General features: G+C 76.1%; 21 protein-coding genes. 17 read left to right on the top strand and 4 right to left on the bottom strand.

All coding sequences use genetic code 11. The features are described from left to right. Positions 1-2 precede the first annotated feature (2 nt). Positions 3-983: a 2'-5' RNA ligase family protein gene (locus VKV23_05240; protein ID HLI15443.1), complete on the top strand. Its 981-nt coding sequence runs from the start codon at positions 3-5 to the stop codon at positions 981-983. A gap of 27 nt (positions 984-1,010) precedes the next feature. On the opposite strand, the gene VKV23_05235 is transcribed toward VKV23_05240, so the two are convergent. Further along, positions 1,011-1,532: a cupin domain-containing protein gene (locus tag VKV23_05235; protein ID HLI15442.1), complete on the bottom strand. Its 522-nt coding sequence runs from the start codon at positions 1,530-1,532 to the stop codon at positions 1,011-1,013. Positions 1,533-1,652: 120 nt separating this feature from the next. Between VKV23_05235 and VKV23_05230 the strand changes: the two genes are divergently transcribed. Further along, positions 1,653-2,315 (top strand): TetR family transcriptional regulator, encoded by a 663-nt coding sequence (locus tag VKV23_05230; GenBank protein HLI15441.1) that lies wholly within the window; start codon positions 1,653-1,655, stop codon positions 2,313-2,315. Between the two features lie 565 nt (positions 2,316-2,880). Continuing rightward, the gene (locus VKV23_05225; GenBank protein HLI15440.1) at positions 2,881-3,243 is read left to right on the top strand and encodes a nucleotidyltransferase domain-containing protein; all 363 of its coding nucleotides are present in this window, start codon (positions 2,881-2,883) and stop codon (positions 3,241-3,243) included. Between the two features lie 53 nt (positions 3,244-3,296). Here VKV23_05225 and glpX read toward each other — a convergent pair whose 3' ends face one another. Next, positions 3,297-4,295: a class II fructose-bisphosphatase gene (gene glpX / locus VKV23_05220; GenBank protein ID HLI15439.1), complete on the bottom strand. Its 999-nt coding sequence runs from the start codon at positions 4,293-4,295 to the stop codon at positions 3,297-3,299. 82 nt (positions 4,296-4,377) lie between these two features. Between glpX and murA the strand changes: the two genes are divergently transcribed. From murA to VKV23_05205, 3 genes are all read left to right on the top strand, one after another. Next, entirely contained in the window at positions 4,378-5,637 is a 1,260-nt protein-coding gene (murA, locus tag VKV23_05215) for a UDP-N-acetylglucosamine 1-carboxyvinyltransferase (protein HLI15438.1), read from the top strand. Positions 5,638-5,700: 63 nt separating this feature from the next. Beyond that, positions 5,701-7,413 carry a maltose alpha-D-glucosyltransferase gene (gene treS, locus VKV23_05210; GenBank protein ID HLI15437.1) on the top strand — a complete coding sequence of 571 codons (1,713 nt, stop codon included), beginning with the start codon at positions 5,701-5,703 and terminating at the stop codon, positions 7,411-7,413. After that, entirely contained in the window at positions 7,413-8,738 is a 1,326-nt protein-coding gene (locus VKV23_05205) for a hypothetical protein (protein ID HLI15436.1), read from the top strand. The genes treS and VKV23_05205 overlap by 1 nt, the downstream gene beginning before the upstream one ends. Here VKV23_05205 and VKV23_05200 read toward each other — a convergent pair. Beyond that, a complete protein-coding gene (locus tag VKV23_05200) occupies positions 8,711-9,736 on the bottom strand; it encodes a DUF4921 family protein (GenBank protein HLI15435.1) in 1,026 nt (341 codons plus the stop codon). The genes VKV23_05205 and VKV23_05200 overlap by 28 nt on opposite strands. 62 nt (positions 9,737-9,798) lie before the next feature. Here VKV23_05200 and VKV23_05195 point away from each other — a divergent pair, with 62 nt between their 5' ends. The 7 genes from VKV23_05195 to VKV23_05165 all read left to right on the top strand — a co-directional run bounded on the left by VKV23_05195 (position 9,799) and on the right by VKV23_05165 (position 19,077). Then, complete coding sequence (locus VKV23_05195; GenBank protein ID HLI15434.1) at positions 9,799-10,263, top strand: DUF2269 family protein; 465 nt, start codon at positions 9,799-9,801, stop codon at positions 10,261-10,263. Positions 10,264-10,306: 43 nt separating this feature from the next. Continuing rightward, positions 10,307-11,485: a hypothetical protein gene (locus VKV23_05190; GenBank protein HLI15433.1), complete on the top strand. Its 1,179-nt coding sequence runs from the start codon at positions 10,307-10,309 to the stop codon at positions 11,483-11,485. Positions 11,486-11,489: 4 nt separating this feature from the next. Continuing rightward, the gene (locus VKV23_05185; protein ID HLI15432.1) at positions 11,490-12,647 is read left to right on the top strand and encodes an aminotransferase class V-fold PLP-dependent enzyme; all 1,158 of its coding nucleotides are present in this window, start codon (positions 11,490-11,492) and stop codon (positions 12,645-12,647) included. Between the two features lie 4 nt (positions 12,648-12,651). Continuing rightward, complete coding sequence (gene mnmA, locus VKV23_05180; protein ID HLI15431.1) at positions 12,652-13,683, top strand: tRNA 2-thiouridine(34) synthase MnmA; 1,032 nt, start codon at positions 12,652-12,654, stop codon at positions 13,681-13,683. After that, positions 13,680-15,824: an NAD-dependent DNA ligase LigA gene (gene ligA / locus VKV23_05175; protein HLI15430.1), complete on the top strand. Its 2,145-nt coding sequence runs from the start codon at positions 13,680-13,682 to the stop codon at positions 15,822-15,824. Before mnmA ends, ligA begins: the two co-directional genes overlap by 4 nt. A 58-nt stretch (positions 15,825-15,882) precedes the next feature. Beyond that, a complete protein-coding gene (locus VKV23_05170) occupies positions 15,883-17,742 on the top strand; it encodes a PASTA domain-containing protein (GenBank protein ID HLI15429.1) in 1,860 nt (619 codons plus the stop codon). A gap of 459 nt (positions 17,743-18,201) precedes the next feature. Then, entirely contained in the window at positions 18,202-19,077 is an 876-nt protein-coding gene (locus tag VKV23_05165; protein ID HLI15428.1) for an SDR family oxidoreductase, read from the top strand. 16 nt (positions 19,078-19,093) lie between these two features. On the opposite strand, the gene VKV23_05160 is transcribed toward VKV23_05165, so the two are convergent. After that, positions 19,094-19,501, bottom strand: coding sequence for an SCP2 sterol-binding domain-containing protein (locus VKV23_05160; GenBank protein ID HLI15427.1), 408 nt, complete (start codon positions 19,499-19,501; stop codon positions 19,094-19,096). A 57-nt stretch (positions 19,502-19,558) separates the two neighbouring features. Between VKV23_05160 and VKV23_05155 the strand changes: the two genes are divergently transcribed. From VKV23_05155 to gatB, 4 genes are read left to right on the top strand one after another with little or no spacing between them, the layout of a single operon-like run. Further along, positions 19,559-20,314: an alpha/beta fold hydrolase gene (locus VKV23_05155; protein ID HLI15426.1), complete on the top strand. Its 756-nt coding sequence runs from the start codon at positions 19,559-19,561 to the stop codon at positions 20,312-20,314. Beyond that, positions 20,311-20,631 carry an Asp-tRNA(Asn)/Glu-tRNA(Gln) amidotransferase subunit GatC gene (gene gatC, locus VKV23_05150; protein ID HLI15425.1) on the top strand — a complete coding sequence of 107 codons (321 nt, stop codon included), beginning with the start codon at positions 20,311-20,313 and terminating at the stop codon, positions 20,629-20,631. Before VKV23_05155 ends, gatC begins: the two co-directional genes overlap by 4 nt. Further along, the gene (gene gatA, locus VKV23_05145; protein ID HLI15424.1) at positions 20,628-22,091 is read left to right on the top strand and encodes an Asp-tRNA(Asn)/Glu-tRNA(Gln) amidotransferase subunit GatA; all 1,464 of its coding nucleotides are present in this window, start codon (positions 20,628-20,630) and stop codon (positions 22,089-22,091) included. Before gatC ends, gatA begins: the two co-directional genes overlap by 4 nt. Beyond that, the gene (gene gatB, locus VKV23_05140) at positions 22,088-23,545 is read left to right on the top strand and encodes an Asp-tRNA(Asn)/Glu-tRNA(Gln) amidotransferase subunit GatB (protein ID HLI15423.1); all 1,458 of its coding nucleotides are present in this window, start codon (positions 22,088-22,090) and stop codon (positions 23,543-23,545) included. The genes gatA and gatB overlap by 4 nt, the downstream gene beginning before the upstream one ends. The last annotated feature ends 8 nt before the right edge of the window (positions 23,546-23,553 follow it).

Raw genomic sequence — 23,553 nt, 5'->3', positions numbered from 1 at the left:
CGGTGGCGGCGCGCCGGCGGCTCCTCGTGGCGTTCGTCCTCGAGGGGCGCGTCGCCGCCGAGGTGGACGGGCTGCGCCGCGCCCTGTCGAGCGGAGAGCTCGACCGGCTCGCGGCCCACGTGACCCTCGTGCCCCCGCGCAACGTCCGCGAGGACGAGTTCGACGCCGTGCTCGCCCATCTCCGGCGCAGCGCGGCCGGCGCCGCGCCGATCGAGCTCCGCCTCGGCCCGCCGGCGACCTTCGCTCGGGGCAGCCGCGTCGTCTACCTCGCGGTCGAGGACGCGGCGGGCCGGCTCGCCGCGCTGCAGGGTGCCCTCGCCGCCGGGCCGCTCGCGCCCCCGCCGGGTCGGCCCGTGCGGCCGTTCGTGCCCCACGTCACGCTGGCGCGCTGTCCTCCCGAGCGCCTCGCGGCCGCGCTGCGCGCTCTCGCCGGCTACCGAGCCGACGTCCTCGTCGAGCGCATCAGCCTGCTCGAGCAGGACGAGGACGCGCCGCTGCGGCCGTGGCGGGTGATCGCCGACGTCGCCTTCGGCGCCCCCGTCGTGGTCGGGCGCGGCGGTCGCGAGCTGTCCTTCCGCCTGAGCGGCCGCCTCGACGAACGGGCGCTCGCCTGGGCCGCCGAGGAGCGCGGCGCGCCGGGCGAGGGAGGCTGCGGACCCGGTGCCGAACCCTTCGCCATCACGGCCTGGCAGAACGAGCGTCTCGTCGGGCTCGCGACCGGCGCGGTGCACCGCGACGTCGTCGAGCTCGACGACCTCGTGGTCGCGCGCGTCGAGCGCGGCCTCGGCGTCGGCGGCCAGCTGCTCGGCGAGGTCGAGCGCCTCGCGCTGGCCCGCGGCTGCGCGCGGGTGCGCCTCCTGGTCGCGGCGTCCGGACGTGGCGCCGAGGCGTGCGCTCGGCGCGGCTACGAGGCGACGGCACGCCTGCCGGCCTGGCGCGACGGCGAGGACTTCGCCGTCATGGAGCGGCGCCTGCGCGCGTGAGGACCCGGCGCGCCGGGGCCGGTCGCCTCACGCCGGGCCGAAGGGATCGCGCTCGGGCAGGTGGTAGCGGGCGACGACGTCGGCGAGCCACGGCGCCTGCCGGAAGACGAGGCCGTAGCGCTCGGCGAGGCGCCCCACCGTCTGCGGGTCGGGCGCCCCGGCCGCGAGGTGCTCGGCGAGCTCCCAGAAGAAGCCCTCGAAGCCGGCGGGCTGGATCACCTCGATCATCCGGGCCGGGACCTGGCCCGCGTTCCACATCGTGTGCAGCTCGTTGCGCGGCTTGGTGACGTAGCCGCCCGGGCCGAGGACGACCTCGTCGTCGCCGGAGCGGAAGCCGATCTCGCCCTCGGTCACGATCGAGAACTCGTCCTCGCGGGTGTGCAGGTGCGGGGGGACGATCGCCCCGACGGGGAAGGGGTGCTCGACGATCGAGAGCTGCCCCCCGGTGTCCTTGCCGAACAGCTTGAACACCACGCCGATCGACCCCAGGGACCCCTCGGCTCCCTCGCCCGGCCGGACGACCGTCACGGGCGCCGCGCGCTCGGCCATCGGGGGCTCCTTCCTCTTGAAGATACGCTTGCGTTCATCGAAATGATGGCCTCATCCTCGAGGGGGCGTCAAGGGTTGGCTGAACAGCAACGTTCACCCAAGCGACGCGCGTACCGCATGGTGCGCCGGGCGGCGCAAGTCGAGGCGACGCGCCGGCGCATCGTCGAGGCGACCGTGCGCATGCACGAGACGCTCGGACCGCGCGCCACGACGATCGCGGCCATCGCCGAGGCCGCGCGCGTGACGCGCCTCACCGTCTACCGCCACTTCCCCGACGAGGAGGCGCTCTATGCGGCGTGCTCCGCGCACTGGCTGGCGCGCCAGCGGCTGCCCGACCCCGAGGCCTGGGCACGGATCGACGATCCCGAGGAGCGCCTGACGGCGGGCCTCGAGGACCTCTACCGCTACTACCGGGACGGGGAGGCGATGCTGACGCGCATCTACGGCGAGCTCGAGCACGTGCCGGCGACCGTTCGCGACCAGCTGCGCCGTGCGGAACACGGCTACGCGTCGGTGCTCGCCGCCGCCTTCCCCGCCGCGCCGGCTCGCGTGCGAGCCGTGGTCGGCCACGCCGTGTCCTTCGGGACCTGGCGCTCGCTGTGCCGCGACCACGGGCTCGGCGAGCGCGAGGCAGCGGGGCTCCTGACCGAGCTCGCGCTCGCCGCCTCACGGGCCGATGCGGGGCGCGCCGCGCGCGGGCGTCGGCGACCGGCGCGCCGGGTCGCACGCGGCGATCGACCCGGGGCGGCAGGGGGGCGCCGCCGAGGCGGATCGGCGACGTGAGCCGCCCGCGGCCCCTGCGTCCGGGCCGACGGGCCGGGCGTCGGTCCGGGGCAGTCGTCGAGGCGCGTCGAGCCCGGCGGGGCCGGCCGGACGAGCCCACCTCGCGCCTGGCGCGAGATCGCAGGCGGCCGGCGAGCGGCGGCCCCCCTCCCGTGCCGCGCCTCGAAGCGGCTCGGGCCCCGGCCGGACCGACCAGCCGCTGCCCCGCGGCACCCGTCTGGCCTGGCCGGCGAGAACCTGCGACGATGTGCCGATGTCGCGAGGTGGCGCTGCGTCAGGAGCGGAGGCGTCGTCGCAGGCGCCGCTGCGCCGTGCGACGCCCTCGGCGCCCTCGCGAGGCGGACGGCGATTCGGCCGAGCGCATGGCCGAAGGTGCCGCGCGCGCCGGGTACGGGCCGCGTGCGAGCCGGCGCGCCTCGGGCGAGCCGGCGCGCCCAGCCGTTCGGAGACGCCGGGCTGCCCGAGGGCTGCGATCGTGCCGCCGGGCGCGCCCCGGTGATCGGGCACCTCGCCGTCCCGGCGAGCCGGCGCGCCGGCGCCTGGGTGGCGACGCGTGGAGGTCGCGATGGCGGCCCCTGACCGGCAGGTACGGGCTGGCAAGGCCACCTACGGGGGGCGGGCGCTGTCGGAGTGGGTACCCGACGTCGTGGACCGGCTCGTCGAGCGCTTCGCGCCGCGCAAGGTGGTGCTGTTCGGCTCGGTCGCCCGGGGCGACGACGGGCCGGACTCCGACATCGACGTGCTCGTCGTCCTCGATCGCCTCGAGGGTCGTCACCACGATGCGGTGATCGCCATGCTCCGCTCCCTCACGGACCTGCCGGTGCCCGTCGACGTCGTCGTCACCGACGTCGCCGAGATCGAGGACCGCGCGCGCACGCCCGGCATCGTGCGGTTCGCGCTGCAGGTCGGGGTCGCCCTCCACGGCTGACGTCGAGCCGGCGCGCGCCCCGACGCCGCCGGCACGGCTCGGGGCCGAACGCCTCAGTTCGCCACGTCGATGAGGCGGAACTGGCGCATCTTCTCGATGCGGTGCCGCGCGACGACGAGCCGGACGGTCCCCGACATCGAGCGCACGACGAGGGAGTCCGTCGTCGCCCCGGCCCTCGTGTAGCGCACGCCGCGCAGCAGCTCGCCGTCGGTGATGCCCGTCGCGGCGAAGAAGCAGTTGTCGCTGCGAACGAGGTCGTCGATGCCGAGGACCTTGTCGATCTCGTAGCCGGCGGCCTCGATCGCGGCGCGCTCCTCCTCGCTGCGGGGCCACAGCCGGCCCTGGATCTCGCCGCCCATCCCCCGCAGGGCGGCCGCGGCGATCACCCCCTCGGGGGTCCCGCCGATGCCGAAGAGGACATCGGCGCCCGAGTCCGGCCACGCGGTCGCGATCGCCCCGGCGACGTCCCCGTCGGTGATGAGCCGGATGCGGGCGCCGGCACGCCGGATCTCCTCGATGAGCTCGGCGTGGCGCGGCCGGTCGAGCACGATGGCGGTGAGATCGCCGACCGAGGTCCCCTTCGCCTTCGCGATCTCTCGCAGGTTCTCGGCCGGCGTGGCCTCGATGGACACGCGCCCGGCCGCCTCCGGGCCGACGGCGAGCTTCTCCATGTAGACGGCGGGGCCGGGATTGAACATCGTGCCGCGCTCGGCGAGGGCGATCACCGAGAGCGCGCCGCCGCGTCCGAGGGCGGTGAGGCGTGTACCGTCGATCGGGTCGACGGCGATGTCGACCTCGGGCGGCGACCCGTCGCCGATGCGCTCGCCGTTGTAGAGCATCGGGGCCTCGTCCTTCTCCCCCTCGCCGATGACGACGATGCCGTCCATCGACACGGTGTGCAGGACGAAGCGCATCGCGTCGACCGCGGCGGCGTCGGCCCCCTCCTTGTCGCCGCGACCCATCCAGCGGCTGGCGGCGACGGCCGCCGCCTCGGTCACCCGGACGATCTCGAGGGCCAGGTTCCGGTCGGGCGCCTGCCGCTCGTTCGCCACGGCGATCGACCTTAGAGGGCAGGCGGTACCGGCGCAACGTGGGCCCGCGGACGCGGGCGCGCGCCACACTACGCTGCCGGCGATGGAGCGCATCATCGCGAGGCCGAGCCGCGACCTCGCCGGCGAGGTCGTCATCCAGGGCGCGAAGAACTCGGCGCTCAAGCTCATGGCCGCGTGCCTCCTCGCCCCGGGGACGACGCGGCTGCACAACGTGCCGCGCATCACCGACGTGGCGATCATGGGCGAGGTGCTCGCCGCGACCGGGGCGCGGGTGGCGCGCGGCGCCGACGGGGCGCTCGAGGTCACCTGCCCGGAGGCGCTCACGCCCGTCGCCCCCTACGAGCTCGTCGAGAAGATGCGCGCGTCGGTCGTCGTGCTCGGCCCGCTGCTCGCTCGCCAGGGCTTCGCGCGCGTCTCGCTCCCCGGCGGCGACGACTTCGGGCAGCGGCCGATCGACATGCACCTGAAGGCGCTCTCGGACCTCGGCGCGCGCTTCACGACCGAGCACGGCTACGTCGAGGGACGTTGCGACCGCCTCGTCGGCACGCGGGTCGTGCTCGAGTACCCGAGCCACACCACGACCGACAACGTGCTCATGGCGGCGACCCTGGCCAAGGGGTCGACGCTCATCGAGAACGCGGCGCGCGAGCCCGAGGTGCAGGACCTCGCCGAGCTGCTCGTCGCGATGGGTGCCCGGATCCGGGGGGCGGGGACGTCGCGCATCGAGGTCGAGGGGGTCGACGAGCTGCACCCGGCGACGCACGTGACGGTCGCCGACCGGGTGGAGGCGGCGACGTTCTGCGCCGCCGTCGGGCTCGCCGGCGGCGAGGTCCACCTGCGCGGCGCGCGCCACGACCACATGGACATGCTGCTCGAGAAGCTGACGGCGATGGGCATGGAGATCGAGGTCACCGCCTCGGGCCTGCTCGTGCGCTCGAGCGGCTCGCTCCGGTCCGTCGACGTGTCGACCCTGCCGTACCCGGGGGTGGCGACGGACTACAAGCCCTTCATCGTGACGATGCTGAGCGTCGCCTCGGGGGTGGCGATCGTGAGCGAGAACCTCTTCGCCGGCCGCTTCCGCTACGTCGACGAGCTGCGCCGGATGGGCGCTGACATCCGCACCGAGGGCCACCACGCCGTCGTGCGGGGGGTGCCCCGCCTGTCCGGGGCGCCGGTGCGCGCGCCCGACATCCGCGCCGCCGCGGCGCTCGTGCTCGCCGGGCTCGTCGCCGAGGGCGAGACCTCGGTCACCGGCGTCGAGCACATCGACCGTGGCTACGAGCGCTTCGTCGAGAAGCTCGTCGCCATCGGGGCGGACGTCGAGCGCGTCCGGTCGGCGTGACGTGGCCAGCCGCCCCGGCGAGGGCCGGGGCGTGAGTCCGCCGCGCCGTTAGCCTCTCGCTCGATGGCTGCACCCGCTCGCGACCCGTCCCTCGTGAGCCTCGGCGTCGCCGAGCGCGCACGCCCGCTCGACGACGACCCCCACTGGTACCGGCGGGCGGTCTTCTACGAGCTCGGGGTCCGGGGCTTCTACGACTCCGACGGCGACGGCGTCGGGGACCTCGAGGGCGTCATCGAGAAGCTCGACTACCTCGCGTGGCTCGGGATCGACTGCATCTGGCTCCTCCCGTTCTACCCCTCGCCGCTTCGCGACGGCGGCTACGACGTGGCCGACTACTTCTCGGTGGCGCCCGAGCTCGGCACCGTCGAGGACGTGAAGCGCCTCGTCGACGAGGCGCACGCGCGCGGCATCCGGGTCATCGCCGACCTCGTCATCAACCACACGAGCGACCAGCACCCGTGGTTCCAGGAGTCGCGCTCGTCGCGGGACAACCCGAAGGCGGACTGGTACGTGTGGTCCGACGACGACCAGCGCTGGTCGGACGTGCGGGTGATCTTCTGCGACACCGAGCCGTCGAACTGGACCTACGACCCAGTCCGGGGTCAGTACTACTGGCACCGCTTCTTCCACCACCAGCCGGACCTCAACTTCGACAACCCCGAGGTGCGCGACGCCATCGTCTCGGTGCTCCGCTTCTGGCTCGAGGTCGGCCTCGACGGCTTCCGCCTCGACGCGGTCGCCTACCTCTACGAGCGGGACGGGACGAGGTGCGAGAACCTGCCCGAGACGCACGCCTTCCTCCGCCGGCTGCGGCGCGAGATGGACCGCGACTTCCCCGGGCGGGTGCTGCTCGCCGAGGTGAACCAGTGGCCCGCCGACGTCGTCGACTACTTCGGGGACGGCGACGAGTGCCACATGTGCTTCCACTTCCCCCTCATGCCGCGCATGTTCATGGCGGTGCGCCGCGAGCAGCGGTTCCCGATCACCGAGATCCTCGCCCAGACCCCCGCCATCCCGCCGAACTGCCAGTGGGGGATCTTCCTGCGCAACCACGACGAGCTGACGCTCGAGATGGTCGCCGACGACGAGCGCGACTACATGTACCAGGAGTACGCGGCGGACCCGCGGATGCGCAAGAACCTCGGCATCCGGCGCCGGCTCGCGCCGCTCATCGACAACGACCGGCGCGTCGCCGAGCTGCTCTACGCGTTCCTGCTGTCGCTGCCGGGGGCGCCCGTCCTGTACTACGGCGACGAGATCCTGATGGGCGACAACATCTACCTCGGCGATCGCGACGCGGTGCGCACGCCGATGCAGTGGACGCCGGACCGCAACGGCGGCTTCTCCCGGGCCGACTTCGCGCAGCTCCACCTGCCGCCGCTCATGGACCCCGTGTACGGCTACCAGGCGCTGAACGTCGAGTCGGCGCTGCGGGACACCTCGTCGTTCCTCCACTGGCTGCGCCGGATGCTCGCGATCCGCCGGCACCACCTCGTGCTCGCCACGGGCAGCCTCGAGGTGCTGCCGGCCGACAACCCGTCGGTGCTCGCCTACGTGCGCTCCGGCGAGCGCGGGGAGCCCGGCGGGCGGGAGACGATCCTGTGCGTGGCCAACCTCTCCCGGTTCGCGCAGGCCACCGAGCTCAGCCTGGGACGCTTCGAGGGGCTCCGGCCGATCGAGCTGATCGGCCGTTCGGCGTTCCCCCCCGCCACCGACGGCTACCAGATCACCCTCGGTCCCTACGGCTTCTACTGGTTCGAGCTGGAGGAGCGCTGATGGCACCGACCGCCGAGTCCCTCGCGCCCCTCGCGCTCGCCTACCTCGAGCGCCAGCCCTGGTTCGGCCTGGCGATCGCCGGCCTCGCGCCGGCGCCAGCGGCCCTGCTCTCGTACTCGGTGCTGCGCGACGGGCGCCCGGGGCTCGCCCGGCTCCTCGTCGGGCGCGGCGAGCGGCGCTTCCAGCTCCTCGTCGGCTGGCGCAACCCCGCCGCGGTGGCGGGAATGCTCGGCGGGCGCGAGGAGGCGATCATCGGGTCGGCGGACGACGGCGGCGAGGACGTCCTCGTCTACGAGGCGCTCGCCGACGACACCTTGGCCCTCGAGCTCCTCGACCTCGCGACGCAAGGCGCCGAGCACGCCGAGCGGGTCCGCCACGTCTCGACCCTCGTCTCGCACGCGTCGCTCGTGTTCGACGACCGCCTGTTCATGAAGTGCTACCGCGTGCTCGAGCCGGGCGTGCGCCCGGAGGTCGAGGCGATGCTGCGCCTGGACAGCGTCGGCTTCAACGCGATGCTCGCCCCGATCGCGGCCTGGCGCGCCGAGGGCTTCGACGTCGCCCTCGTGCGCGAGTTCCTCCCGGGCGCCCTCGAGGGACGCCTGCTCGCCCTGACGTCGCTTCGCGACCTCCTCGCGCGCGCCGCGGAGGTGCGCGAGGCCTCGGGCGCGCCGGCCGAGGACCTCGAGGAGGCGACCTCGGCGACCGGCGGCGACCTCGCCTCGGAGATGCGCCGCCTCGGGGCGATGACCGGCTCCCTCCACCTCGCCCTCGCCGCTGCCTTCGGCGACCGGGTCGCGACGCCGGAGGCCCTGGCGGCCATCGTGGCGGCGGGGTGCGGCGAGGGGCTCGAGCGCCTCGAGCGCGCCCGCTCGCTCGTCGGGGCGATCGCGGCGCTCGAGCCGGGGACGACGGGGCGCGCCATCCGACTGCACGGCGACTACCACCTGCGCCGCGTGATGCGCGCCGAGCCGGGGTGGGTCGTCGCCGGCTTCTCCGACGACCCGCTCTACGCGTCGCGCCGGCCGCACACCTCGCTCCCGGCGCGCACGGGCTCGCCGCTCGAGGACGTCGCCGACATGTGCTTCTCGCTGCGCCAGGTCGCCCGGGAGGCCGCGCAGCTGCGGCCGAGCGACGAGGCCGAGCTCGCCGAGGCGCTCGCCGGCGCCTGGGCGCGGCGCAACCAGGAGGCCTTCCTCGAGGGCTACCGCGCCGCTCCCGGCATCGACCGCCTCCTGCCGGGGCACCCGGCCGCGGCAGGTCTCCTGCTCGAGGCGTTCGCCCTCGTGCGCGACCGTCGCTACGAGGCGAGCCCTGCCGAGGGCTGACGGGCGAGCTCGCCGAGCGCGCGCCGCAGGTCCTCGGCGGCGTGCTCGGGCGAGACGACGTTGATGTAGACCCCGGTGCCGAGCTCGAAGCCCGCGCGCGTCGTCAGCTTCGGCAGGATGTGCACGTGCCAGTGGAACGGCGACGAGGCCCGGTAGGGGGCGGCGTGGAAGACGGCGTTGTAGGCGAGGTCGCCGCAGTGCGCCTCGAGCGCCGCGAGGGCGTTGCGCACCGCGATGCCGACGCCGAACAGGTCGAGCGGGCTCGCCCGGTGCAGGTGCGCCTCGTGCGCGCGCGGCACGATGAGCATCTCGTAGGGCGTCCCGCTCCAGAACGGGGCGAAGGTGACGGCGTGCTCGCCCGCCTCGATCAGGCGGTAGCCGGCGCGCTCCTCGGCCTCCGCCGCGGTGCACAGCAGACAGCCGCCCGCGAAGCGGGCGAAGCCGCCCTGCTCGTCGACGAGCTCGCGCGGGACGAAGGGGATCCCGAGCAGCTGGCCGTGCGGGTGCTCGAGGGAGGCCCCCGCCTCTCGGCCGAAGTTCACGAAGAGCTGGCTGTAGCGCAGGCCCGGCGTCGACTCGTGCTCCTCGATGCGGTCCCGGATCGCGGCCATGACGAGGTCGCTCTGGTGGTCGTCGAAGGAGGCCCACTGGCGGTGGTGGTCGGGGGAGAAGACGAGCACCTCGTGGATCCCGCTGGCGGGCGCCTGGGTGAACACCGGCCCGCGGTGGACGACGACGAAGGGCTCGTTGCCCTCGAAGGCCGGGTAGCGGTTCGGAACGACGCGCACGAGCCACTCGCCCTCGTTGCCGTAGGTCTCGAGCGCCGGCGGCGTGGCGTCCTCGTTTCCCGGGCAGAACGGGCAGCTCGTCACGACGTCGACCGGCGTCGGCTGGCGCGGGAGGAAGGCGGCAGCTCGCTCCGAGCGCCTCGTGGACACGGCCACCCACCGCCCCGAGAGGGGGTCGAGGCGGAGCTGGTTCCCGCTCCCCTTCTCCATCAACGCCACCTACTCACTAGCTACAACGCTAGCCGTGTGCGGCGGCGACCACGCGGCACGCCGTGACCGGACCGGGCTTCGCGACCCTCCTCGCGTGCCACGTCCTCGCCGGGCTCGTCGGCTTCGGCGCGCTCGGCGCGAGCGGCGCCTTCGCGCTCGCCGTCGCGCGCGCCCGCGACCTCGCCGCCCTCGACGCCGCGCGCCGGTACTTCTCGCCGGGGCGCAACCTCGCCAGCCGGGCCGTCCTCCTCGTGCCCGTCTTCGGGGGCGCGCTCTTGGGTCTCGACCCGGCCGACGCCCGCCGCGCCTTCCCGTGGATCGGCCTCGGCCTGTGGCTCGCCGCCGTGGCGATCGCGTCGGCGGTCGTCTGGCCGGCAGAGCGCGAGCTGCAGGCGGGCCTCGCCGCTCGCCGCGCCGGCCCGCCGGGGCCGCTCGGCGCGCCGGCGCGCCGCGTCGTCCTCGGCGCCGCCGGGACGACGCTGTGCTTCCTCGCCGCGCTCGTCGTCATGGTCGCCCAGCCGGCGTGAGGCTCGTGCCCTCGGCGGCGCGTCCTCGGTAGCCTGGCGGACCGTGCCGCCGCCACGGCGCCCAGCGCGCCGCCCACCGGCGCGCGCCAGCGCGCCGCGCCGCCGCCCGCCGGGCGCGTCCCGACCGCCCCGCTACGGCCTGCGCCGTTTCGTCGCCGGCGCTGCCGGCGCCCTCGTCGTGCTCGGCGCCCTCGTCGCCGTGCACGCCAGCCGGGCCGACGTGCCCGCCCCGGTCGGCGCCCGCCGGCTCGTCCCGACCACCCCGGGACGCGTCGTCTTCCACGTCGGACTGGCTCGCTGCCGCTTCGTCGACCCGACGCGCCCGACGACCGACTACGCGACTGGGCAGGTGAGCCCGGGGAGGGTCCTCGAGACCGAGGTCCGCTACCCGACGACGAACGGCGCCCCCGGCGTCGAGACGCGCGCCGCGCACCCCGCCTACCGCCACGGTCCCTACCCGGTCATCGTCTTCGCCCACGGCTTCGCGGTCACGCCCGACACCTACGCGCCCCTGCTGGACACGTGGACGGTCCACGGCTTCGTCGTCGTGGCCCCGATCTTCCCCGACACGAACCGGGCAGCGGTGCTCGCCGAGGGGGACGGCGCGGAGGAGGACGTGGCGAACCAGCCCGCCGACGTCGCCTTCGTCACGCGCCAGGTCGCCGCCGCGGCGCGAGGTGCCAACCCCGCCTGCCGGGTCCTGCGGGGCCTCGTCGAGCCGGACGACGTCGGCCTCGCCGGCCAGTCCGACGGCGGGGAGACGGTCGGCGCCCTCGCCTTCGACCGGCGCTTTCTGGCGCCGGGCCTGCGCTTCCGGTCGGTCGCGGTGCTGTCGGGCGCCGAGATCGAGATCGGCCCGAGCGCCTACGGGGCGCCGCCGGACGCGCCCGCCCTCCTCGTCGTGCAGAGCGCCACCGACGCCTGCAACCCGCCGCAGGACTCCGTCGCGCTCTACGACGCCGTGCCGATCGCCGACAAGTGGTTCCTCGCGCTCGAGCGCGCCCCGCACCTCGGTCCGTACGACGGCGCCGATCGCGCCGCCTTCGCCGTCGTCGCACGGGCCACGACGCGCTTCTTCGAGCTCTCGCTTCGCGCCCGGTCGCTCAGCGGCTTCGCCCGCGGCGTCGATCCCGCCCCCCGGCTCGCGCGCCTGACGACGGGTCCGCGCGCGCCGGCGCTGCCCGACCTCGTCCAGAGTGCAGCGGCCTGCTACGCCGGCTGAGGGGGTGCGCGGCCCGGCCGCCGCACGGACCGCCTACCTCGACCACGCGGCGACGACGCCGATCGCCCCGGCCGCCCTCGAGGCGCTCGTGCGCGCCGAGCGCGAGACCTTCGCCAACCCCTCCGGGGCGCACCGCCTCGCGCGCGCGGCGCGCCGGTCCCTCGACGAGGCGCGCCAGCGCGTCGCGCGCCTGGTCGGGCGCGAGCCGGAGGACGTCGTCTTCACCTCCGGGGGCAGCGAGGCGGACAACCTCGCCGTCGCCGGCGTCGAGGCGAGCGGCGCGGCGCTCGTCGTGAGCGCGATCGAGCACCGAGCCGTGCTGCGCCCCGCGAGCCGGCGCGACGCGCGCACCGTGCCGGCCCGTCCCGACGGCGTCGTCGACCTCGACGCGCTCGCCGAGTCCTTGCACCCGGGGGTGCGCCTCGTGTCGGTGATGGCGGTGAACAACGAGCTCGGCACCATCCAGCCGGTCGCCGAGGTCGTCGCGCTCGTGCGCGAGCTCGCTCCGGAGGCCCTCGTGCACACCGACGCCGTCCAGGCGTTCGCCTGGCTCGACCTGCCCGCCGTGCTGGGAGGGTGCGACCTCGTGAGCCTGTCGGCGCACAAGTTCGGCGGGCCGAAGGGGATCGGGGCCCTCATCGCGTCGCGACGCGCGCGAGCGGCCCTGCGCCCGCTGCTCCTCGGCGGCGGCCAGGAATCGGCCCTGCGCGCCGGGACGCAGAACGTCGCCGGCGCCGTCGCCATGGCCGCCGCGGCGGAGGCGACCGCCGCCAGTCGAGCCGAGACGGCGGCGCGCGTCCGTGCGCTGCGTGACCGCCTCGAGGACGGCCTCGTGGCCGCCGTCGCCGGCCTGCGTCCGAGCGTCCCGAGGAGCCTGCGGGTACCGGGCGCCTGCCCGCTCCTCGTCGAGGGGGTCGAGGGCGAGGAGCTCCTCCTCGCCCTCGACGCCCGGGGCGTCGCCGCCTCGATCGGCTCGTCGTGCGCGAGCGGGGCGCACGAGGAGAGCCACGTGCTCGCGGCCATCGGCCTCGCGCCGAGCCAGGCACGCGGCGCACTGCGCCTCAGCCTCGGCGCCGCCAGTCGGCCCGAGGAGATCGACCACGCCCTCGAGGCCATTCCCCGTGCCGTCGCGCAGCTGCGCGCCGGGGGCCTGGGAGACTGATCCGGTGCGCGTGCTCGTCGCCATGTCGGGAGGGGTCGACTCCTCGGTGGCCGCCGCCCGCCTGCTCGAGGACGGCCACGAGGTCGTCGGCGCCACCTTGAAGCTGTGGGGCGGGGAGTCCGACTCCGGGTGCTGCTCGCTCGCCGACGTGGCGGACGCGCGCCGGGTCGCCGACCGCCTCGGCATCGACCACCACGTCTTCAACTACGTCGCCGAGTTCGAGGCGGCCGTCGTCGATCCCTACGTGGCGGCGCACGAGCGCCTCGAGACCCCGAACCCGTGCGCGGCGTGCAACCGCCACCTGAAGTTCGGCCTCCTCCTCCGGCGCGCCGAGCGCCTCGGCTTCGACGCGCTCGCGACCGGCCACCACGCGCGTGTCGAGCCCGGCGACGGTGGCCGCGTCCTGCGGCGGGGGGTGGACGCCGCCAAGGACCAGTCCTACGTGCTCGCGATGCTCACGCAGGCCCAGCTCGAGCGGCTCGTGCTGCCGATCGGCGCGCTGACGAAGGCGGAGGTGCGCGCCGCCGCCGCGAGGCTCGGCCTGCACACCGCCGCGAAGCCCGACAGCCAGGACGTCTGCTTCGTCGCGCCCGGGACGCGGGCTCGGCGCGCCTTCCTCGCGTCGCGCGCCCGCCTCGGCCCCGGGCGCCTCGTCGACGACGAGACGGGCGAGCCGCTCGGCGAGGTCGCGGCGCTCGAGCTCGTGACCGTCGGCCAGCGGCGCCACCTCGGCGCCGGCGGGCCCGCCCGCCGCTACGTCGTGGCGCTCGACCCCGCGCGCCGCGAGGCGCGCCTCGGCGGCCTCGAGCGCCTGCTCACGAGGGAGATCGCCCTGCGCGAGCGCACCTGGACCGGCGCACCGCTCGCCGAGGGGTCCGCCGTGCTCGTCCAGACGAGCGCGCACGGCGAGCCGCTTCCCGCGAGGCTGCGCGCCGGGGGGGTCGAGCTCGACGTGCCGGCGCGCCGGGTGGCGCCCGGCCAGCTCGTCGCCTGCTACGTCGGGGACCGGGTCGTGGGCTCGGGGATCGCGACGTGACGCCGGCGCGCCCTGCGGCCGGGCCGCCGCCCTCGCCCGGCGGCGAGCCGCTCGTCGCGCAGCTCGCCGCGAGCCGCGCCTCGTCGGCGGCGGACCCCGCCGCGCGCGCGGCCGAGCTGCGCTCCCTCATCGCCTACCACGCCGAGCGCTACTACGTCGAGGACGCGCCGGAGATCGCGGACGCCGAGTACGACGCCCTCGTGCTCGAGCTGCGCGCCCTCGAGGCCGCCCACCCGGAGCTCGCTGCCGCGCCGCCCGCACCGCTCGGCGCCCCCCGCCTCGAGCTCTTCGCGCCGGTGCGCCACGAGCGGCCGATGATGAGCCTCGACAACGTCTTCTCGCTCGAGGAGCTGCGCGCCTGGGGCCAGCGCGTCGAGCGCCTCGTGGGTGGCCTCGGGCAGGACCCGGCGAAGGTGGCCTACGTGTGCGAGCCGAAGATCGACGGCCTCGCGCTGTCGCTGCGCTACGAGCACGGCCGCTTCGTCCAGGCCGCGACGCGCGGCGACGGGACGACCGGCGAGGACGTCACGGCGAACGTGGCGACGATCGCCTCGGTGCCTCACGAGCTCGCCCTCGCGCACCCGCCGGCGCTCCTCGAGGTGCGGGGCGAGGTCTACCTGCCGGTCGCGGCCTTCGAGGAGCTGAACCGGCGCCAGGCGGAGGCGGGCGAGCGCCTCTTCGCCAACCCGCGCAACTGCGCGGCGGGCTCGCTGCGCCAGAAGGACCCCCGCATCACCGCCTCCCGTCCCCTCGCCTTCTTCGCCTACCAGGTCGCCGCCATCGAGTGGGACCGAGGAGGCAGCGCGCGCCCTCCCGCGACGCACTCGGCGAGCCTGAGGCTGCTCGAGCGGGCCGGCCTGCCCGTGAACGAGCGGATCGCGCGCGTGGCGGACCTCGACGCCGTCTACCGCTACTGCGCCGACCTCGAGGCGCACCGCCACGACCTCGCCTACGAGATCGACGGCGCCGTCGTCAAGGTGGACGACCTCGCGCTCCAGGCAGCGCTCGGCTCGACGGCGCACGCGCCGCGCTGGGCCGTCGCCTACAAGTTCCCGCCCGAGGAGCGCACGACGACCCTCCTCGACATCCTCGTCTCGATCGGGCGCACCGGGCGCGCGACGCCCTTCGCCCGCCTCGAGCCGGTGGTCGTCGGCGGCTCCACGGTCAGCCTCGCCACCCTCCACAACGAGGACCAGGTGCGGCTCAAGGACGTGCGCCCCGGCGACACGGTCATCGTGCGCAAGGCGGGGGACGTCATCCCCGAGGTCGTCGCCCCCGTCCTCGCCCGCCGGCCGCCCGGCTCGGTCCCCTGGGCCTTCCCGCAGCGCTGCCCGAGCTGCGGCGGCCCGCTCGTCCGCCTGCCGGCCGAGGCCGCGCACTACTGCCTCAACCCGGACTGCCCGGCCCAGCGGGTGCAGCGGATCGTGCACTTCGCGTCGCGCGCCGCCATGGACATCGAGGGCCTCGGCGAGCGGCGCGTCGAGCAGCTCGTCACCGTCGGCCTCGTCGCCGACGTCGCCGACCTCTTCTCGCTCCGGGTCGCCGACCTGGCCCCGCTCGAGGGCTTCGGCGAGCTCTCCGCCGCCAACCTCGTCACGGCCATCGACGCGGCCCGCGGCCGGGGCCTCGTGCGGCTCCTCGTCGGGCTGTCGATCGAGCACGTCGGTCCGTCGGTCGCCGCCCTCCTCGGCGCGACCTTCCCCGACCTCGACGCGCTCGCGGTCGCGAGCGTGGAGGAGCTCGCCGCGCTCGAGGGCGTCGGCCCGAAGATCGCCGAGAGCATCGTCGCCTTCTTCGCCGCGGATCGCACGAAGCGCCTGCTCGACAAGCTGCGCGCCGCCGGGGTGGACCTCACCTCGCGCGCGGCGAGCGGCCCGGCGCCGCTCGCGAGGACGCTCGAGGGCCGCTCCGTCGTGGTCACCGGCACCCTCGAGCGCTACACCCGCGAGGAGGCAGAGGCGGCGATCGCCGCGCGCGGCGGCAGGGCGGCCTCGTCGGTCTCGGCGAAGACCTACGCCCTCGTCGTCGGGCGCGAGCCGGGCGCCGCGAAGCTCGCCAAGGCCGAGGCGGCGGGCGTGCCGCTCGTCGACGAGGCGGGCTTCGAGGCGCTGCTCGAGACGGGCGAGCTGCCACGCCAGTAACGGCCGCATCGTGAGCAACGATGCGCGCTCGTGCAACACTAGGATCGCGCCCGGCTGTATGGCGACCATGACCGACCAGCTGGGCCGCGTGCTCGCCGGCCGCTACCGGCTCGACGCCGGCATCGGCACCGGCTCGTCCGGCCACGTCTACCTCGCCTTCGACGCGCGCCTGTCCCGGCGCGTCGCGGTGAAGGTGCTGCACCCGTGGCTGGCGGCCGACGGGGCCTTCCTCCGCCGCTTCCGGGCCGAGGCGCAGGCCGCGGCCGCGCTCAGCCACCCGAGCGTGCTCGGCGTCTACGACTGGGGGGAGGAGCCCGACGGGCCGTTCCTCGTCCTCGAGTACCTCGGCGGCGGCAGCCTGCGCGACCTCCTCGACGCCGGCGCCCGCCTCAGCCCCGCGCAGGCGGCCGCGATCGGGCGCCAGGCCGCCGCCGGCCTCGCCTACGCGCACCGCCGCGGCCTCGTGCATCGCGACGTGAAGCCGGCGAACCTCCTGTTCGACGAGGAGGGGCGGGTGCGCATCGCGGACTTCGGCCTGGCGCGAGCGCTGTCGGAGGCCGCCTCGACCGAGCCCTTCGGCGCCGTGCTCGGCACCGCCCGCTACGCCTCGCCCGAGCAGGCCGAGGGGCGCCCCCTGGACGGCCGCTCGGACGTCTACTCCCTCGCGCTCACCCTGTACGAGGCGGTGACCGGCCGGGTGCCCTTCTCGGGCGACACGACCGTCGCGACGCTGATGGCCCGGGTCGGAGCCGCGCTGCCGCCAGCCGCCGAGCTCGGCCCGCTCGCGCCGATCCTCGCCCAGGCGGCGATCGCCGACCCCCTCGGCCGCCTCGACGCCGAGGAGCTCGCCGCGCACCTCGAGATCCTGCGCGCGAGCCTGCCGCCTCCCGCGCCGCTGCCGCTCGCGCCGCGACGGCCGCGCGCCCCGACGAGGCCCGAGCCGATCGCGTCCGCCGCCGGCTCGCCCGCCGGCGCGCCGGTCCTGTTCGACGGGCAGGCCGAGGTGGAGGAGGTCTTCGAGGCCGCTCCCGCCCGCCGGCGTCGGCTGCCGCTCGCGGTGGCGCTCGTCCTCGTCCTCCTCGCCGCCGGCGCCGGCGCCGGCGCCTACTACCGCTTCGTCCTCTACGGCGAGCGCGTCCCGCCGCTCCTCGGCGCCTCGCTCGCCAGCGCCCGCCGCCTCGCCCTCGCCGCCGGGCTGCACCTGGACGTCTCGGGACGGCGCTACTCGGCGCGGGTGCCGGCCGGGGACGTGCTCGTGCAGTCGCCCGCTGCCGGCCGCCACGTGCGGCGCGGCGCCACGGTCGCGATCGTGGTCTCCCTCGGGCACGCGCCCGTCGAGGTCCCCGCGCTGGCAGGCGAGCCCGCCTCGCGCGCGACGGCGCGCCTCGAGGGAGCGCACCTGCGCGCCTCGATCGTGCACCGCTACTCCGAGACGATCCCGGCGGGCACCGTCGTGGCGACGCGCCCCGCGGGTGGCCGCGCCCCCTACGGCAGCAGCGTCGTGCTCGTCGTGTCCCTCGGTCCGCACCCGCGCACCGTCCCGGTCGGGTTGGCGGGGTCCTCCTGGCAGGTCGTGAGCGCGACGCTGCGGCGCGAGCGGCTCGAGCCGATCGAGCGCCTCGCCTACTCCTCGAGCGTGGCGCGCGGCGACGTCGTCGCGACGACACCGGCGCCGGGGACCGCAGGCGTCCCGGTGGGCAGCGAGGTCGTCGTGGTCGTGTCGCGCGGCCCCCGGCTCGTGCGGGTCCCCGACGTCGCCGGCGACACGATCGCCGCCGCCGTCGCGGCCCTGCGCGCCGCAGGCCTCGACGTCACCGAGCAGGTGGGACCGCCCTTCGCCACGAAGGCGACCACCACCGACCCGGCCCCGGGCGCGCTCGTGGCGCCGGGCTCGTCCGTCACCCTCTACGCGGCCTGACCTGTCTGGCGAGGGGCCGCCGGGGGCGGGGCGGGCGCCCGGCGACGCGACGGCGGTCCGGACCCCGAGGAGGTCGCCGCGACGCCAGACGGGGCCGTCGGAGGACTCCGAGCGACGAGCCGCTGCGCCCCGATGGCCGCGGGCGTCCGCCGGAGCGCCAGCGTGGACGCGCTGCGGCCCTCGCGGCCGAGCGCGACGGCACCCGGCGAGGCTCGCCGCCGCCCGACGGCCGCGACGGCCGAGGTCGGCCCCCGCCTCGTCGCGGGCCCGGCGCGAGCCGGCACGTGCCCGGCGCGTCCGTCGAGGTCCCGGCGGTAGGCGGCGGCGGGCGGGGCCTCCCGGTGCTGCGCCGACGCGCCCAGGGGCCGTCCCGGGAGCGGCGGGCCTTGACCGCCCGAGGCGGCGTTCGCGAACGTCGTGGCCGGCGGCGGGCGCGCCCGTCGAGGGAGGGAGGCGAGCGTGGGTGCCCTCGAGGGGCGGGTGGCGATCATCACCGGCGCAGGGCGCGGCCTCGGGCGTGCCCACGCCCTGCTCTTCGCCCGGGAGGGAGCGCGCCTCGTCCTGAACGACGCCGGCACCTCGCCCGACGGGACCGGCCGGGACGCCGCCGCGGCGGCGGCGGTCGCCGACGAGGTGCGCGCCCTCGGCGGCGAGGCCGTGGCGGACAGCGCGGACGTCTCCCGCTTCGAGACGGGCGAGCGGCTCGTCAACCTCGCGCTCGAGGCCTTCGGGCGCCTCGACGTCGTCGTCAACAACGCCGGGATCCTGCGCGACCGGATGCTCGTCAACATGAGCGAGCAGGAGTGGGACGCCGTCATCGCGGTCCACCTGAAGGGGCACTTCGCGCTCACCCGCTTCGCCGCCGCCCACTGGCGCGCCGAGGCCAAGGCCGGTCGGCGGGTCGAGGCCGCGATCGTCAACTCGTCGTCGACCTCGGGCCTCAAGGGGAACCCGGGCCAGGCCAACTACGGCGCCGCGAAGGCGGGGATCGCCGCGCTGACGATCATCGCGGCGCAGGAGCTCGCCCGCTACGGCGTCCGGGTGAACGCCATCGCCCCGCTCGTGCGCACGCGCATGACCGCGACGGTGCCGGGCCTCGCCGAGCTCCTCTCCGCGCCGGTCCCCGGGGCCTTCGACCCGTTCGACCCGGCGAACGTCTCCCCGCTCGTCGCCTACCTCGCCTCGTCGGCGTGCACGGTGACGGGTCGCGTCTTCTACGTCGAGGGCGGCAGGATCCACCTCTACGAGCCGTGGCACCTCGGCGCGTCGATCGAGAAGGAGGGGCGCTGGGAGATCGACGAGCTGGCGCGGGAGCTGCCCGCCATCGTCGGGTAGCGCCGCTGCCGGCGCCTCAGGTCGTGATCGCCTGGAGCGCTGCGGCGACGGCGGCCTGGGTCGGCGAGGGCGGGGCCGCCTGGAAGGCGAGGAGCTTCGTGAGGTCGCCCTCGACGCGGATCTTGCCGGCGAGGAACGCCTGCAGCGCGATCTGCGCGTCGCCGTCGACGAGGATGGCCTTCGCCGTCGCGTAGTCGAGGCTCACCTGCACGTCGGCGTCCTCGAGGTGCCCGAGGTCGATCTCGACGATCCCCCCCGAGGTGTCGAGGTGGGCGTGGAGCTGGTCCTCCTCGAAGGGCACCTCCACGACGACGAGGTTCATCCGCACGGCGTCGGTGGGCGGGCTGGCGCGCCGCAGGTACTCCTCGTGCACCTCGCGTGCCGCGGCGATCCAGCCCGGGCTGAGGAAGGGGTGCTTCGCCATGCCGTGCCTCCAGGACCGCCGGGGGACCCACCCGCCGGCCTCGGTAGCATACGGACCGTGCCGGCCGACCTGCTCCCGGGTGCCGAGCCCTTCGCGGCCTCGAACGGCCCGTGCGGGGTCCTCGTCCTGCACGGCCTGACCGGTACGCCGGCCTCGGTGCGCTCCCTCGCGGAGTGCTTCGCCGACGCCGGCTTCAGCGTCGAGGCGCCCCTGCTGCCCGGGCACGGGACGAGCCCCGAGGACCTCGAGGAGACGACCTTCGACGACTGGCTGGCCGCCGCCGACGCCGCCTACGCCGGCCTCGCGGCTCGCTGCGACCTCGTCGCCGTGGCCGGGCTGTCGATGGGGGGGACCCTCGCCCTCGCGCTCGCCCTCGCGCACGCGGACCTCGCCGGCCTCGTCCTCGTCAACCCCTTCGCCAAGGCGCCCGTGCCCGAGCTCGTCGCGACGCTCGAGGCGGGGCTCGCGGGCGGGGCGCGCCGCATCCCCTCGATCGGCGGCGACGTCGCGCGCCCCGGCCCGGTCCCGGTCGGCTACGACGCGACGCCGGTCTCGGCCCTGCTCTCGCTGTTTCGCGCCACCGCCGCGCTCGAGCGGCGCTACGGGGAGATCTCCTGTCCGGTCCTGCTCCTGTCGAGCCGGGTCGACCACGTCGTGCCGACCGAGTCAGGCGACTACCTCGTCGAGCGCCTCGGTGGCCCCGTCGAGCGCGTCGTCCTCGAGCGCAGCTACCACCTCGCCACCGTCGACCACGACGCGGCGGAGGTCGAGGCGCGTTCGGTCGGCTTCGTCCAGAAGCTCGCGGCGACGTGACGTCCGAGCCTTCCGGCCCCGGGCCGCTCGGCGAGGACGCCGTCGCCTACGTCGCGCGCCTCGCCCGCCTCGAGCTCACCGAGGAGGAGCGCCGTCGCTTCGCCGCCCAGCTGTCGGCCGTGCTCGGCCACGTCGAGGCGCTCCGTCGCCTCGACCTGGCCGGGGTGCCGCCCGCCGCGCACGCCTTCGAGCTCGCCAACGTCGTGCGTCCGGACGAGGTGCGCCCGGGGCTCGCGCGCGACGAGGCGCTCGCGGGCGCGCCGGCGGTCGAGGCCGGGTGCTTCCGGGTCGGGCGCATCCTCGCGGAGGAGCCGTGACGGCGCTCGAGATCGCGGCCGCGGTGCGCGCCGGCGAGCGCAGCGCGCGGTCGGTCGCCGAGGAGGCGCTCGCGGCGATCGAGGCGGGCGACGGCGCGCTCCACGCCTTCCTCGAGGTGACGGCCGCGCAGGCGCTCGCCGCCGCCGACGAGGTGGACCGGCGCGTCGCTGCCGGCGAGGACCCCGGCGCGCTCGCCGGGGTCCCGGTCGCCTTGAAGGACAACCTGTGCACGAAGGGCGTCCCGACGACCTGCGCGTCGCGCATCTTGGAGGGCTGGCGCCCGCCGTACGACGCGACGGTCGTGCGCCGGCTCGTCGCGGCGGGGGCGGTGCCGGTCGGCAAGACGAACCTCGACGAGTTCGCCATGGGCTCCTCGACGGAGAACTCCGCCTTCGGCCCGACGCGCAACCCGCTCGACGCGAGCCGGGTCCCCGGCGGCTCCTCGGGGGGGAGCGCGGCCGCGGTCGCGGCCGGGTTCGTGCCGGTCGCCCTCGGCTCGGACACGGGGGGCTCGATCCGCCAGCCGGCCGCGCTCTGCGGCGTCGTCGGCCTGAAGCCGACCTACGGCCTCGTCTCCCGCTACGGGCTCGTCGCCTTCGCGAGCTCCCTCGACCAGGTGGGCCCGCTCGCCGCGACGGTCGCCGACGCGGCGGCGGTCCTCGAGGCGATCGCTGGCCACGACCCGGCGGACTCGACGTCGCTGCCCGGCGAGGCGCCGGCGCTGCGCCGCTTCCTCGACGACGGCGTCGAGGGCCTGCGCGTCGGGGTGATCGACGACTTCCTCCGGGACGCGAGCCCGAGCTGCGCGGCGGCGGTCGCCGAGGCGGCCGAGGCGCTCGCAGCGGCCGGCGCCCGGGTCGAGCCGCTCGAGCTGCCCGAGCTCCTGCACGGGCTGTCCGCCTACTACCTCATCGCCCCGGCCGAGGCGTCCTCGAACCTCGCGCGCTACGACGGCGTGCGCTACGGCCTGCGCGTCGACGCCGACGACGTCGAGTCGATGAACGCCCGGACGCGCGCCGCGGGCTTCGGTCCCGAGGTCAAGCGGCGGATCATGCTCGGCACCTACGTCCTCTCCGCGGGCTACTACGACGCCTACTACGTGATGGCGCAGCGCGTCCGCACGCTCGTCGTCCGGGCCTTCGCCCGCGCCTACGAGCGGGTGGACGTCCTCCTGGCGCCGACGACCCCGTCGGTCGCCTTCCCGCTCGGGGCGAAGGTCGACGACCCGCTCGAGATGTACCTGTCGGACCTGTACACGATCCCCACGAACCTCGCCGGGCACCCGGCCCTGAGCGTGCCGTTCGCCCGCGGGGAGGGCGGGCTGCCCGTCGGCGTCCAGGTCCTCGCCCCGGCCCTCGGCGAGGCGACGATGCTGCGCGTCGGCCGGGTCCTCGAGGCCGCCGCCGATCCCGCGGGGCGAGCGCCCGCCCGAGGCCGAGCGGTGGGGGCGGACCGGTGACCGCGGCGGCCCGCGCGCTGCGTGGCCGCTACGAGGTCGTCGTCGGCCTCGAGGTCCACGCCGAGCTCTCCACCGCGACGAAGCTGTTCTGCGGGTGCCCGAACGCGTTCGGCGGGGAGCCGAACACGAACGTGTGCCCGGTCTGCCTCGGCCTGCCGGGCTCGCTGCCGGTGCTGAACGCGCGCGCCGTCGAGTACGCGATGCGCATCGGCGCGGCCCTCCACTGCGAGATCCGGCCCTCGCTCTTCCACCGGAAGAACTACTTCTACCCGGACATGCCGAAGGACTACCAGATCAGCCAGTACGACGCGCCGATCAACGTGAACGGCTACCTCGAGCTGCCGAGCGGCAAGCGGGTCGGGATCGTCCGGGCGCACCTCGAGGAGGACACCGGCAAGACGACCCACGTGGGCGGCGGGGGCCGGATCCAGGGGGCGGAGTACTCGCTCGTCGACTACAACCGCGCCGGCGTCCCCCTCGTCGAGATCGTCTCGGCCCCCGAGCTGTCGAGCGCCGAGGAGGCCCGCCGCTACGTGGAGGAGCTGCGCGCCATCCTCGTCGCGACGGGCACCTCCGACGGGCGCATGGAGGAGGGGTCGCTGCGCGTCGACGCCAACGTCTCGCTGCGGCCGGCGGGCGCCGTCGCGCTCGGGACGCGCTGCGAGGTGAAGAACCTCAACTCGCTGCGCAGCCTCGCTCGCGCGATCGAGCACGAGGCGGCGCGCCAGGCGGCGCTGCTCGACGCCGGCGCCCCGGTCGTCCAGGAGACGCGCCACTTCGACGACGCGACCGGCACGACGCGCGCCATGCGCTCGAAGGAGGAGGCCTACGACTACCGCTACTTCCCCGAGCCCGACCTCGTGCCCCTCGTGCCGTCCGAGGAGGCCGTCGCCGCGGCGCGCGCCTCGGTCGGCCTCCTCCCCGCCGACCGCCGCCGCCGGCTCGCGACGCGCTGCGGGGACGGCGACGCGCTCGCCGACCAGATCGCCACGGTCGTCGCCCTCGGCCTCGACGACCTCGTCGTCGCCGCCGCCGAGCTCGGCGCGGAGCCTCGCCTCGCCCTCGCCCGGGCCGCCAACGAGGCGGCGCAGCACCCCGCCGAGGCCCGCCGACTCGCGGCGTCGTCGTTCGCCGCGCTCGTCCGACTGGAGTCCTCCGGGGCGCTGTCGGCCACCCAGTCCAAGGCGGTCCTCGCCGAGCTGCTGTCGAACGGGGGCGAGCCCGAGGAGGTCGCGCGGCGGCTCGGCTTCGAGGCGCTCGCACCCGGCGACCTCGAGGCGGCGCTCGACGAGGTCCTCGCGGCGAACCCCGACGCCTGGGCGCGCTACGTCGCCGGCGACGAGAAGGTGGCCCAGTTCCTCCTCGGCCAGGTGATGCGGGCGACGAGGGGCAGGGCGAACGGCCGGGCGGTCGCCGCGGCGCTCGCCCGGCGCCGGTCGCCTGCGACGGCCTAGGCTCGGGC

The sequence above is a fragment of the Acidimicrobiales bacterium genome, from assembly GCA_035294085.1.
In the GTDB taxonomy this organism is placed as follows: Bacteria; Actinomycetota; Acidimicrobiia; order Acidimicrobiales; family Bog-793; genus DATGLP01.
The sequence above is the reverse complement of the archived record's forward strand: the minus strand, read 5'-3'. Positions and strand labels throughout refer to the sequence as shown.